Source organism: Fortiea contorta PCC 7126, assembly GCF_000332295.1.
Lineage (GTDB): Bacteria > Cyanobacteriota > Cyanobacteriia > Cyanobacteriales > Nostocaceae > Fortiea > Fortiea contorta.
This window is the reverse complement of record NZ_KB235930.1, coordinates 4,204,938-4,217,712: the sequence shown is the minus strand read 5'-3', so window position 1 is coordinate 4,217,712 and position 12,775 is coordinate 4,204,938. Positions and strand designations below refer to the sequence as shown.

11 protein-coding genes and 2 pseudogenes are annotated in these 12,775 nt (G+C 39.3%); 11 read left to right on the top strand and 2 right to left on the bottom strand.

What is annotated here, in order from left to right; genetic code table 11:
* Positions 1 to 279: 279 nt before the first annotated feature.
* Positions 280 to 873: pseudogene (locus MIC7126_RS27925) on the bottom strand (transposase family protein); the annotation flags it as partial.
* Between the two features lie 116 nt (positions 874 to 989).
* Here MIC7126_RS27925 and MIC7126_RS0119560 point away from each other — a divergent pair.
* Positions 990 to 2,123, top strand: coding sequence for an IS4 family transposase (locus MIC7126_RS0119560; RefSeq protein ID WP_154655930.1), 1,134 nt, complete (start codon positions 990 to 992; stop codon positions 2,121 to 2,123).
* 15 nt (positions 2,124 to 2,138) lie between these two features.
* Here MIC7126_RS0119560 and MIC7126_RS0119555 read toward each other — a convergent pair.
* Positions 2,139 to 2,702, bottom strand: a pseudogene (locus MIC7126_RS0119555) (transposase family protein); the annotation flags it as partial.
* A 284-nt stretch (positions 2,703 to 2,986) separates the two neighbouring features.
* On the opposite strand from MIC7126_RS0119555, the gene MIC7126_RS0119550 reads away from it, so the two are divergent.
* The 10 genes from MIC7126_RS0119550 (at position 2,987) to MIC7126_RS0119500 (ending at position 12,764) form a co-directional block, all read left to right on the top strand.
* The gene (locus MIC7126_RS0119550; protein ID WP_017654859.1) at positions 2,987 to 4,717 is read left to right on the top strand and encodes a type IV secretory system conjugative DNA transfer family protein; all 1,731 of its coding nucleotides are present in this window, start codon (positions 2,987 to 2,989) and stop codon (positions 4,715 to 4,717) included.
* A 284-nt stretch (positions 4,718 to 5,001) separates the two neighbouring features.
* Positions 5,002 to 7,134, top strand: a complete 2,133-nt coding sequence (locus tag MIC7126_RS0119545) for a hypothetical protein (protein WP_017654858.1) — start codon at positions 5,002 to 5,004, stop codon at positions 7,132 to 7,134.
* A 302-nt stretch (positions 7,135 to 7,436) separates the two neighbouring features.
* A complete protein-coding gene (locus tag MIC7126_RS0119540; protein ID WP_026100389.1) occupies positions 7,437 to 7,703 on the top strand; it encodes a hypothetical protein in 267 nt (88 codons plus the stop codon).
* Between the two features lie 210 nt (positions 7,704 to 7,913).
* Complete coding sequence (locus tag MIC7126_RS29575) at positions 7,914 to 8,213, top strand: HNH endonuclease (protein ID WP_081603051.1); 300 nt, start codon at positions 7,914 to 7,916, stop codon at positions 8,211 to 8,213.
* Positions 8,214 to 8,671: 458 nt separating this feature from the next.
* Positions 8,672 to 9,592: a HipA domain-containing protein gene (locus MIC7126_RS30625; RefSeq protein ID WP_017654855.1), complete on the top strand. Its 921-nt coding sequence runs from the start codon at positions 8,672 to 8,674 to the stop codon at positions 9,590 to 9,592.
* Complete coding sequence (locus MIC7126_RS0119525) at positions 9,589 to 10,350, top strand: HIRAN domain-containing protein (protein WP_017654854.1); 762 nt, start codon at positions 9,589 to 9,591, stop codon at positions 10,348 to 10,350. Before MIC7126_RS30625 ends, MIC7126_RS0119525 begins: the two co-directional genes overlap by 4 nt.
* A 245-nt stretch (positions 10,351 to 10,595) precedes the next feature.
* Complete coding sequence (locus MIC7126_RS27915; RefSeq protein ID WP_017654853.1) at positions 10,596 to 10,859, top strand: GIY-YIG nuclease family protein; 264 nt, start codon at positions 10,596 to 10,598, stop codon at positions 10,857 to 10,859.
* Positions 10,860 to 10,883: 24 nt separating this feature from the next.
* The gene (locus MIC7126_RS27910; RefSeq protein ID WP_081603050.1) at positions 10,884 to 11,417 is read left to right on the top strand and encodes an RNA-guided endonuclease TnpB family protein; all 534 of its coding nucleotides are present in this window, start codon (positions 10,884 to 10,886) and stop codon (positions 11,415 to 11,417) included.
* 120 nt (positions 11,418 to 11,537) lie between these two features.
* Positions 11,538 to 12,377, top strand: coding sequence for a PriCT-2 domain-containing protein (locus MIC7126_RS0119505; protein WP_017654851.1), 840 nt, complete (start codon positions 11,538 to 11,540; stop codon positions 12,375 to 12,377).
* A 33-nt stretch (positions 12,378 to 12,410) separates the two neighbouring features.
* Positions 12,411 to 12,764: a helix-turn-helix transcriptional regulator gene (locus MIC7126_RS0119500; protein ID WP_017654850.1), complete on the top strand. Its 354-nt coding sequence runs from the start codon at positions 12,411 to 12,413 to the stop codon at positions 12,762 to 12,764.
* Positions 12,765 to 12,775 lie beyond the last annotated feature (11 nt).

The window sequence follows — 12,775 nt, the reverse complement described above, 5'->3', positions numbered from 1 at the left end:
AGCCTTGTTTCTGTCTCAAAAATGTTTAAGTCCCGTTACCTAACTTAAAAACAGCGATCGCGTTCTAGTTGCCACAGTGCTTTTTTTCACGCACCAGCCAATACTGTGGGTAGGATTGCACCGTTGTTCAAATTCAATTAATCGTTTAACAGTAGCCATCTTGTCATTACAAACACCAGCTATTACTTATATCAATTGATATAAAGAGAGTAAAAAGGTTGAAAAATCTAGCTTTTATCATGAAATTGTGAATTCTAGCTGAAGGGGAGACGAAATAAGCTACAATATAGATTCAATAAGCTTCATGGCTCTTAAACCTTGTTGATAATGCTTCCACTTATTACGATTAATTCTCATTAATTGTGTGACTAAATCAATACAGCTATCCTTGAAATGTACCCATGTTTGACCATATAAGCCGATATAAAAACTACTGTGTCTCCGTTGAGAACGACTCCTTTCTTTAATCCGAGCTATATATTTTTGGATTCCTTTGCGTTTAATAAGTTGACCATTAATTGTTGCAGAGGTGTAAGCGATCGCTATCAACAAAACTAGAGAAATAAAACGTTCACCTTGAACATTAGTGTTTTCTAAGTTATAGCCACCTGTTTTGAAATCTCTAAACATTTCTTCAATATCAAATCGCTTTTTGTAAGCAGCAATTGCTGACTCTAGGGTGTCAAAATTTGTTAAAATAAACCATGCTTCTTTGGGTGCTACTCCGTTAATTTTACGTTGCCACTTACCAGCCACATTAAAACTGATAAAACCCTGAGTCTTTGTTACCTTAACTCCCTTGATAAAAAAAGATACTCCAGGAGTTAATCCTAAACTGCTTAACTCCATAAACATATCTTGTTTAATTTCTACCTGGAGGGGAGACGAAACAGCCTAAAAAGCTTGGTGTATAAGATGGGTAGCGTTTTGTGATAGAAAAGGTAGGTCTAGTTTTGTCAATAAGACCTACTTAATGATAATGTTTAGCTATATTGTACCAAAAGCACTTAAAAAGTCAATTGAGTTTAGCAGAATATCTGTTGCTAAAAATTTTGATACATCTGTTGCAGTCAATCAAAGAAGTAACTTTAGAAAAATTAGCGAATGCGCTACCTTTGGGAATTAAATTTGAAAGCAGAAGAAAAAGAATACAAAGATTTTTATCATTACCAAATCTCACAATTGAAAAAGTTTGGTTGCCAATTATTCAAGAACTAATAGCAAACTACTTCCAGAATGAAAAAATTATTTATATAGCAATTGATAGGACTAATTGGAGTCGGATAAACTTATTAATGGTCAGCGTGATTTGGGATAAAAGAGCCATACCAATATATTTTAGTTTGCTGCCCAAATTAGGTAGTAGTAATCTCACGGAACAGCAGAAAATATTATCGCCAGTTATAGCAATATTGAAAGATTATAAAATCTGTGTGTTGGGGGATAGAGAATTTTGCTCGGTAAAACTAGCAAAGTACCTTCAGAGCAAGGATGTATATTTTTGTTTGCGATTGAAAAAGAATGAATTTGTAGAAATTAAACAAGATATGTTTATGGAGTTAAGCAGTTTAGGATTAACTCCTGGAGTATCTTTTTTTATCAAGGGAGTTAAGGTAACAAAGACTCAGGGTTTTATCAGTTTTAATGTGGCTGGTAAGTGGCAACGTAAAATTAACGGAGTAGCACCCAAAGAAGCATGGTTTATTTTAACAAATTTTGACACCCTAGAGTCAGCAATTGCTGCTTACAAAAAGCGATTTGATATTGAAGAAATGTTTAGAGATTTCAAAACAGGTGGCTATAACTTAGAAAACACTAATGTTCAAGGTGAACGTTTTATTTCTCTAGTTTTGTTGATAGCGATCGCTTACACCTCTGCAACAATTAATGGTCAACTTATTAAACGCAAAGGAATCCAAAAATATATAGCTCGGATTAAAGAAAGGAGTCGTTCTCAACGGAGACACAGTAGTTTTTATATCGGCTTATATGGTCAAACATGGGTACATTTCAAGGATAGCTGTATTGATTTAGTCACACAATTAATGAGAATTAATCGTAATAAGTGGAAGCATTATCAACAAGGTTTAAGAGCCATGAAGCTTATTGAATCTATATTGTAGCTTATTTCGTCTCCCCTTCAGAATTTCTACAAATTCATTCTTTTTCAATCGCAAACAAAAATATACATCCTTGCTCTGAAGGTACTTTGCTAGTTTTACCGAGCAAAATTCTCTATCCCCCAACACACAGATTTTATAATCTTTCAATATTGCTATAACTGGCGATAATATTTTCTGCTGTTCCGTGAGATTACTACTACCTAATTTGGGCAGCAAACTAAAATATATTGGTATGGCTCTTTTATCCCAAATCACGCTGACCATTAATAAGTTTATCCGACTCCAATTAGTCCTATCAATTGCTATATAAATAATTTTTTCATTCTGGAAGTAGTTTGCTATTAGTTCTTGAATAATTGGCAACCAAACTTTTTCAATTGTGAGATTTGGTAATGATAAAAATCTTTGTATTCTTTTTCTTCTGCTTTCAAATTTAATTCCCAAAGGTAGCGCATTCGCTAATTTTTCTAAAGTTACTTCTTTGATTGACTGCAACAGATGTATCAAAATTTTTAGCAACAGATATTCTGCTAAACTCAATTGACTTTTTAAGTGCTTTTGGTACAATATAGCTAACATTATCATTAAGTAGGTCTTATTGACAAAACTAGACCTACCTTTTTCTATCACAAAACGCTACCCATCTTATACACCAAGCTTTTTAGGCTGTTTCGTCTCCCCTCCAGACATGATATATAAATTCAGAATTACGGTTCTTTAGTAGACCTCCTATGAAAATAGGGGCTAGGGAAGAAGGATTTTCATCATTTATTATGTAATGAATAACCGTAATTACTGATAATTCTAAATCAAATTTAATAGCAATAAATATTGAAATAGTTAGCCGCATAAATTATCTTTTTATGAGCAAGAATAACTTTATTCAAGACATCCAAAATCCTCAGTCTCCCATAGGCAAATATACAAGCAGCTTATTTAGTCCTAATGGCATAATCCTTGCAGGATGTTTATTAGGGATTGCAGCTTTCTCCATATTTTCTGGAGGAAAGAAGGGCAAACTGGCTACCAGCTACTTTGGAGGAGGAAAGGAGACGGCTAAAGCCAAAAAGAAGGCTCTCAAACAAGTTACAGCCCCCAAATGCGATAGTGCCACACTATATATTGGCAGACACAAGTTTAAGGATGGCAGAACAAAAGGGGAGAAGGGGAGTGGAGGGACACCACTATACATACCCGATGTTCAAAGAGGAACCGCCGTCATTGGAGCGCCTGGAAGTGGCAAATCTTTCTCTGCTATTAACCCAATGATTTACTCTGCCATTGACCAGGGCTTTCCCATCGTCTTGTACGACTTTAAATATCCCACGCAAGCCAAGGTTGCTAACTATGCCAAGAAAATGGGTTACGAGGTGCATGTGTTTGCCCCCGGTTTCCCAGAAAGTGAGGTGTGCAACCCTTTAGATTTCTTGCGAGATGCGACTGATGCTGAAACCGCCCGTCAGTTAGCCACGGTTATCAACAAAAACTTTAAAATGATGGCTTCCAGCAACGAGGATGCTTTCTTTGGTCCGGCGGGCGACCAGTTGACAGAAGCCATTTTGATGCTGACCAAAGGAATGCAGTATCCAGACATTATGACTGCGGCTGCTATTCTTAGTAGCGATCGCATGGTAGAACGTTTGATGGCAGCTAACCTCAATCCGTGGATCAAGATTTCCTTCGGTCAGTTGTTCAGTTCTGCTGGTTCTGAGAAAACCATAGCAGGTATCGCTGGTACTGCCAGTTTGATGTTTACCCGATTCATGAAGAAAAACACCTTGGGCTGTTTTGTGGGTAAGACTACTCTACCTTTAGAAATTAAGGGTAAGCAGATGATTATCTTCGGTTTGGATAGGGAACGCAGAGATGCAGTAGGACCGCTATTGTGCAGTATATTGCACATGACAGTAGCTAGAGCGATCGCCAAAAAACGCAAAGACCCCCTCGTGGTCGTATTAGATGAAGTACCCTCCCTATACCTCCCAGACCTGTTTAAATGGCTCAACGAATCCCGTAGTGAGGGTTTCTGCGGTATCCTCGGCTGGCAGAACATGGGACAGCTTGAGAAATACTACGGTAAAGAAGTAGCCAAAACCATGTTAGGTGCCTGCGGTACTAAGTTCATCTTCAACCCAGGAGAAGAAGAATCAGCGCGTCTGTTTAGCGCTTACCTGGGAGATGAGGAAATCAAATACAAGCAGAAATCAAAAAGCACCGGGGGAGGTAAAACCAGTACATCAATATCAGACCAGGATAAAACACGGAAGCTGTTTGAGCCAGCACAGTTTTTGAAGCTACCTCCAGGGAAGTGCATATTTATCAATCCAGCATACTCCAATAAAGATGAAGCTTCTGTACCATTGTTGAAAGCAATTAAAGTCCCAAAAGCCCTGATAAATATTGAGCAAGCTAATGATAGCGGGTGGGAGAAATTGATAATTGAGTTAACCAAAAAAAGCACTCAGAAACGTCCTACTCAGTCAGATTTAGACAAGCGAGTTGCTGAGGTAGATAAACTGTTCCCTATCCCTCAACAACCTGTTCAAGCAGGCGCTGTACCTCTGCCAGTGGATGCTTATAAAGGATTTTTGTAAAAAATGAATAACTTCTTGCCAAACAATTCTAAGCTGATATCAAAAATCGAAATAGCCAAAAGACTGCCCAGATGGAATTACAAATACTCTCCTTGTATTGAAGCCCATTTCCACGATGGGATTCTAGTTTATTGGCACAATAGAAAAATTCCGCAAGTAACTTATTGCGACACCTACCCAGAGTGTTTAGCACCACCATCCCTCATTGAAATTTTTTTCGACAACCAATTGGTGTTCGTCAAGATTAATCATCAAGTCATTTTGGATAGACTACCACAGCCGCCATGTTCGATTCTAGAGCCAGTCAAATAGCGTCTTCCTACCAGGAATTTGTGGGAAATTCTATCCATAATCTCAGAAGTATTGGGAAAGCTATAGAAGAGTTATTAAAAGCTATCCGAGATAAAGGAAAAGAGAAAAAAGAGAAATTGTCAGCAATAGATGCACAGATTGGTAGTGAGAAATATCGACTTGTGCCTGATGAAGAGTGTCCAGGGGCGTGGAAATGGCAGTCTGCTCAGATGACAGATTTCCAAACACAAACTGTGATGAAGCGCTTGGCGTGTGAGGAAGCTATTTCACCAGGGGTTAAACCGGATATTGGGAATGTAGAGAAAGATGCATCACTAGCAATAATTGCTCACACAGAAAGTGGAGAAAGTATTGTGATGTATCACCAGAATCAGGAAGGAAACTGTGTTACCAACATAGTGACAGAAAATTTGTCATCATCAGAAATTATAGATGTAGTTGATGAAGTGATTACATCATCAGAATTTGAAGTTAATAGCAACTTGATACCACCAGCTTCAACAAGAGAAGAGGTGATTGAGGAAGAAAAACAACTAATTTCAAATGCTGATGAATCATCACCAGAACTTGTAGTAATTAAATCAGATACTCAGGGCAAAGTGAAAGATAGTAATCAATCACCTACATCCTCGCTTCCAAGTGAAATAAAGGTTGAACAAGCCGAATCTACACTTCAAGATTCGTCGGCTTTAGACATGACAATTACAACCACTAATGCTTCTCAAAAACACAGAAATACTCAATTCAATGAACCCGAAAATACTCCACCTAGAAAGCGTTCCCCTCAAGTATCGAAGTTTGATGTAGGAACCTTGTCTGATAGCACAGATACTGAAATTCCAACCATACCAAAACTAAAACCCGCAGCAGAATATAGCTATGAGCAAATAGCTTCTTCAAAGGAAGTAAGTCCTGAAACTAAACGATGGGTAAGAGTTGTAGAAGTTCCAGTCTTCAAGGCTGTTGCCAACAGTCGTGTTGAGCGCTCGCGCATCAAGCAGGAGAATATCAAAATTGCCCAAACAGCGGTGGAGATGCTTAAAGTTTATGGGGAAGAGACTGGTTATGGATATAAGGTATATAGAAGCGATGCCTTTGTAATTAAGCAGTCAGGTTCAAAATACAGTATTCACCACCGACGGGACGAGCTAAATCAGTTTCATAATCCATTAATGGAGTTATCCCTAAACTCAAAAGGCAAGCCAAAAATCGAGATTCTTCCTAATCAAATGTTGCCTGTGGAAAGACAGGAGTTTTTAATGGTAGGAGAGAGATTGGAATCTGGTAAAAAACTACCGCAATTGGCAAACATAGACTTGAGAGAGGTGGCGAATAATCTTGGTTCTCTCGCTCCCGCTGGTACGTTTAAAACTTTGGAAAGCTTTAGAGAAACTGAGATGTTGGGATTGCTAAATTCAGCACTACAAAAAGCCAACACAGACACTTTGACTGTGGGAGAATACACCATTTCTAGAACTAGGAACTTAGAAGTAGGAAGAGCAAATCTTTCTCTCTATAAAACTCTGGAGAGTGGGGAAAGAAAAGAGTTATTAGCTTTCACTCTCCAAAAAACAGAGCAAGGACTTACCAAGCAGGTGGATAAATTGAGTATTAGCGACTGGGATTTAAATCAGTTAAAATTTATCTCAGAAAATGCCAAAGCTTTTGATTTGGGACATACTATTGGAAATTTGAGAGGAGAGCAGCAATCTCAGGAGTCTATCTCGGAAATTAAAGTTCCCCTGCACCCAGCAATTCAGAAAGCTTGGAACCAATTGGAGACTCTCGATAGTTCTAAGTGGCACTCCAGCATAAGACAAGAGAATGAGCGAATCAGACAAAATTTGCAAGACTTTGGGGCTAAGCTATCGATTGCTGAACAGAGAGAACTATATTTCCAAATTTTAGCTCAAGAGCGGTTGGAATCTTCTGCTGAACAAATTAAAATGCCACCTCTCAAGGAAATAATGAAAGACCTACTTTCTTGGCGACATGAGGCTATATCTCATAGGTATTCTCCCAAAGAGCATATTCCGATGACCCAAGAACAAACTGTTAGTAGAAATTCTACTCATTCCAGGAGTAAAGAAGAAATATCACTTTAAAAAATAAAAAGAGAAACACTCAGGTTACATAAGCAGAAACGTAGATTGGGTTAAGCGGAGCGCAACCCGATAAAGCCGTGAAAATGTTGGGTTTCGTTCCTCAAACGCCACTCACCTCAAGCCGGGAAACCCGTCCACGGCTGTGGCTCCCCAACCTACATTTAAGTCTAATTCGGGGTGGGAAAATACGCTCTAGGGCTATAATTACAACAGTCTACCACGCTATCTTAGAAAGAAAGGTTGTGTGAAGAGATAATAGTAAAGCTTTGCTTTGAGAAAAGCTCTAGCCTGGATAAAAGTCTATGACAAAAAGTAAAAAATCTAAAAGAAAGATAAAGCAGCTTTTATGCAGAATTTGTCATAAAAACCCTGTGTGGCATTATAAGAATTCAGATGGCACAGTCTGCAAGCGTTGTTATCACAAACACATTTGGGAAGATAGACCAAGTGCTAAAAAGGCAAGAAAATCTACCTCAGTTAATTATGAATTAGAAGAAGTAGAAGAACTGGTCTTTGACGGGTATACTGGGCAGTTTTATCCAGCAAATCAATATCCTTGGTGGAGCTAAAAATCTAATCGATGATAAATTAAATACTAAATAGTATGGCAACCGATAGATTTTTGAGATGAAGTCCTGAAATTATAGTATGGTAAGTTACTGGATATTGAAATATAGCACATAGATTCTTGTGTGGGCGATCACCTATCGTCTCCGTAGGAGAATCGCTGGATTTTGTTTGGTATGCTAAAACCGAGGGTTTAAAAAAGTTCTTTGAAAATGCCGATAGTTCGACAAAGATATCCAAGTAACTGGAACGAAATTTCTATTGCAGTCAGAGAAGCTGCTAGATGGAGGTGTCAGCACTGCTCGCGCCTTTGTTTTCGTCCTGGAGAAAAACCTAAAACTCTGACTCGCGCAGAATGGACGATGGCAACTCTCACAGTCCATCACGCAGACTTTGTTCCTGAGAACAACAACTTTGACAATTTGATTGCTTTGTGCGCTCCCTGCCACTTGGCGCTGCACGCTAGAACTAAACGTTCAAACGTCTCTCCAGGACAGCTATCATTATGGTGAATATTTCCGAGAGGGTATTTAAAGTTGATGGTTTGTTGAAGGCTGTTAATGAAACTCTTTGGTTTACTTTATTGCTTACAGCAGATTGCTCTCGGAGTGAGGTACAGATTGACTTTATCATGGGAGTTCTTAGGGAACTCCAAAAAATAAATTATGCTACCCCTCGGTTGTTAACTGTTGACCGTTAACAGTCAATGATCGCAGCGGAATATTTTTTACTTGGAAATCCCTTATGCACAACTACCCCCAATCTCTTTGCACTCATTCATGCATAACTTCTCTTTCAGGGTGCTGAAAATCTTATAAAAGGTTCAAAATTTCATAACAAGGGAAAAAATGTTGGGAATATCTGCAAAATAATCCTCATGTCAAGCGAAAGTAAAATATTTTGACAGAGTTAGACAGGAAAATGTAGCATTATTTTGTTTTAAGGTGGTAGCCTGCGATATCTTCGATTTATGACCTCGGAATTTCCTATCTTACTTGTTACACAAAAAGCTTATGAAGCATCCTCAAATGAAACTTTAGGTAGCAAATATAAGTTTTGGTTTTACCACGAAGAACTTGGTCGTTGTCTCTATAAGCAAAACCGACCAAATCTGGGGGAAGATTGGGCAGAAAAAGTCGCATCAGAATTATGCTCTCTATTGGGACTTCCCCATGCTGTTTATGAATTGGCTTCGACTTGGGAAGGCTCGCGCGGTGTGGTTTCACCCAATTTTTTGCCCCAAGGGGGGACGCTTGTTCATGGTAACGAACTTCTTTCCTCAATTGTGCCGAACTATCCTGCGTTTGGGACTTATGGCATATCACAACATACAATAGATGTAGTGCTCTTGGTGATTGCAGGCGAATCTGTAAATTTACCCATTAGTTGGACACCGCCCTCTGGTATTCAAACAGCAGTAGATGTGTTTGTAGGCTATCTTCTGCTAGATGCGTGGATTGGTAATGGCGATCGTCACCACGAAAACTGGGGGATTGTGCGAATGAAAACAGCATCGACTTCAGAAGAGACGGAACATCTAGCACCTACTTACGACCATGCTTCAAGTTTAGGACGCGACCTCTCTGACTCTCAAAGACAGAAACGCTCAGTTGAGGCTTATGTAAACAAATGTTTCTCAGCGTTTTACGGCAGTGTTGATGATAGAAAGACTCTTAAAACTTTTGACGCGTTCTCACTCGTTGCTAATCGCTATCCCGAAGCAGCTTGTGTGTGGTTGGCGCGACTTGAAAATATTTCACTAGCCAATATTTTAGAGATTTTTAATCGCATTAACCGCTCGTGCATCTCCTCTGAAGCCAGCAATTTTGCTCAGGAGATTTTGGCAATCAACAAACACAAGCTACTTACTTTGAGGGAAACACTACTTTGAAGACAACAAAAACATTATTCTTAGCTTGGCAAGACCCTATTAGTCGCTTTTGGTTTCCTATTGGTCGGTTAACATTTGACAAACGTATCTATGAATTTGTCTATATTCAAGGTGTAAAAGAAGCCGAATTAAAATCTGGTTTTAAACCTTTGTCTTCATTTCCGCGCTTAGATGAAATCTATACATCAACTCAATTATTTCCAGTGTTTGCTAATCGGTTAATGTCGCGATCGCGTCCTGATTACTCAAGTTTTATTGAATGGCTCAATATTGCGAATGATGAAAATGACCCAATGACAATTTTAGCCCGCAGTGGTGGTGAACGAGAAACAGATACACTCGCCGTTTTTCCTTGTCCAGAAGTTGATGAACAAGGACAGTACCATCTTTACTTTTTTTCGCATGGACTGCGACATTTACCAAGTAGTGCGATTGAGCGGATTAATCAGCTGGAATTTGGGGAAAAGTTATGGCTAGCTCACGAATTTCAAAATTCCTATGATTCTCAGGCTTTAATTTTAAACACTGAAGACCATTACATTGTTGGTTATTGTCCGCGATACTTGCTTGCAGAAGTTTTTGAGTGGCTGCGACAAAATTCTCACTTAGAGGTGCGGATAGAGTGTGTCAATAAACCTCCAACACCGCTACAGTTTCGCCTACTGTGTAAAATGAGTGTCGATGCTCAAGATGATTTTCGCCTCTTCGCCAGTCGTCAGTATCAGCCCTTAATTGCGGAAATTACAACCGCGATCTAATCAGCAAGTTAAAATTTTTAGCGTAGGCGTAGCCCGTCGTAGACATCCCCTTTTCTCCAACAATATTGCTACATTGCTACAGTTTGTAGAACTAGACGAAATTCTCCCAACCTTCAGTTTTACTTTCATAAGGGAGAAATATCAAGTGGATCTCGGCATTGAGCCGAGATCCCAATCCCCAATCCCTTTTATCAAAACTCAAGTCTGCTAACGCAGACATAGCAGATGATTAATGTTCACCTGCTATGTACGTTTACTTGTTGCACTTTAACAAACCAATTAATCCCAATCGACCTGCACAGCATTATTTAGGATTTACCAAAGACTTAGACGAACGCATCCGAGAACACAGAAAAGGAAAAGGCGCTCGTTTAACTCAAGTTGCTACCCAGCGGGGTATCAGCTTCAAAGTAGCAGAAGTGTGGAAAGGCGATCGCTGTCTAGAAAAACAACTAAAACGCCAGAAAAACAGCCGTCGTTTCTGCCCAATTTGTCATAGTAATTTTTAAAAACGAGCAAATATTGAGCTTTAAATATTCCTCACAAGTAGTAATCGAGTCAAAGCGGAAATCAAGCTAGCTCGTACCTACGAACGCATTACCAATCTGAGAGATGACTTTCTGCACAAACTTTCGACTCGCCTAATCAAAGAAAACAGCATTATCTGTATTGAAGATTTGCGAGTTACCAACATAGTTAAAAATCACAAATTAGCCATGAGCATTTCTGACGCTAGTTGGTCTAAATTCGTTGCCATGCTGGAATACAAAGCTAACTGGCACGACAGAATCCTACAGAAAGTTGGTACATTTTACCCTTCATCTCAGACTTGTAATCATTGTGGTTTCATTAACCCATTGGTTAAAGATTTAAAGTTGCGTGAATGGTCTTGCCCTAGTTGTAATAATTACAATTCGAGAGATGAGAATGCGGCTTTGAACATATTAAGTGAAGGATTGAGAATATTAACAGCAGCCGTCGGTGCGCCGGATGCTCTAAACGCCTGTGGAGAACTTGTAAGTCCTGGAGTCATCCAGGCAGAGATCGTTGAAGCAGGAATCGCGTGACTTCTAGTAGTCATGCGAGGTTCAAGAAAATTAGATAGTTAAAATCATGCTGGTCAAAAAAACTGTCAAATCAGCAAACTAATTGAAACCCTAGAGATACTACCCTCTCACTGGTTCATAGTGCCAACACAAGGAAAAAGACCTCTAGGATACCGATGGGAGCAATATCCTTTCACACCCCAATCTTTACGAGAACAACTTACTCGTACAGGAAAAGTTAAGGTGCGCGATCGCACATGTTTTCTATACGCAGCACAGCCTACGGGTATTGGTTTGCTGTGCGGTCAAAATTCTCAAGAATTCCTGGTATCTGTAGACTGTGATGGTTTTAGTGCCTACGAGCAAATTAGAGCGATCGCTCCTGAACCTCTACCCCCTACAATAGCATTTACATCGGGGCGACCTGGAAGAGCGCAGTACCTATTCAAAATTCTAGAACTGCCCCAATACAAACGGCTCAAATCTAGGAAAATCGCCACTACTCCCGGAGAAGCCCTAGAACTTCGAGGTACCAACTTACAATCAGTGCTACCTCCATCAGCACATCCCATTACCGGATATTATCGTTGGCTACCTGGATGTCGCCCCGATCAAGTAGAGTTGGCAACAGCACCTTTGTGGGTGATTGAGCAGATGTCTCTATCTACAAAACCACAGCAAACACAGTACCTTAATCATCATTACCCTACACAACCAACCCTAAAACCAACACATATTGATGTAGAGAAAGCACTGCTACTACTAGAGGTAATTCATCCCAGATTCGCTGATGACTATGACTCGTGGATAAAAGTAGGAATGGCTCTCAAATCCGTCAGTCCTAATTTGCTCCCTGCTTGGGACAAATGGAGTCAATTGTCTCCCAAATACAAACTCGGAGAATGTCAATATAAATGGGATTCTTTTAAGAAATGGGGCATAACAGTGCGAACTCTCTACCGATTAGCAAATCTTTCTTAACTCCCAAATTTTATTCATTTTGAGTTTTAACCGATGACTGATACTACTCCCTATAAACCTGTAGATAATATCTCCAAAGCTTTGAGGTTAATGAGAGTATTCTACGATTTAACACAGAAGGATTTAGCGTTAAAACTAGGAATATCTAAATCCCATCTCTCAGAAATAGAATCAGCAAATAAAACACCAACCCTTGATATACTTAAAGGCTATTCAGAGATTTTTGAAGTATCAATGTCCTCAATCATATTTTTCGCAGAAAACGTTGATAGTAACGTTGACCTTGACCTGACAACAGAATTTGTGGATACAAAAATTATAGCTATGCTCAAGTTCATCAAGCTCAGAAATTTATCTCGCAACAATCACATTTCATCAGAAACGTAATCTCTAACACC

What these genes read in the sequence shown, in the direction of transcription:
- MIC7126_RS0119545 (WP_017654858.1), top strand. Translation starts at nt 5,002, where the DNA reads ATGTTCGATTCTAGAGCCAGTCAAATAGCGTCTTCCTACCAGGAATTT.
- MIC7126_RS0119540 (WP_026100389.1), top strand. Translation starts at nt 7,437, where the DNA reads ATGACAAAAAGTAAAAAATCTAAAAGAAAGATAAAGCAGCTTTTATGC.
- MIC7126_RS30625 (WP_017654855.1), top strand. Translation starts at nt 8,672, where the DNA reads ATGACCTCGGAATTTCCTATCTTACTTGTTACACAAAAAGCTTATGAA.
- MIC7126_RS0119550 (WP_017654859.1), top strand. Translation starts at nt 2,987, where the DNA reads ATGAGCAAGAATAACTTTATTCAAGACATCCAAAATCCTCAGTCTCCC.
- MIC7126_RS27915 (WP_017654853.1), top strand. Translation starts at nt 10,596, where the DNA reads ATGTACGTTTACTTGTTGCACTTTAACAAACCAATTAATCCCAATCGA.
- MIC7126_RS29575 (WP_081603051.1), top strand. Translation starts at nt 7,914, where the DNA reads ATGCCGATAGTTCGACAAAGATATCCAAGTAACTGGAACGAAATTTCT.
- MIC7126_RS0119500 (WP_017654850.1), top strand. Translation starts at nt 12,411, where the DNA reads ATGACTGATACTACTCCCTATAAACCTGTAGATAATATCTCCAAAGCT.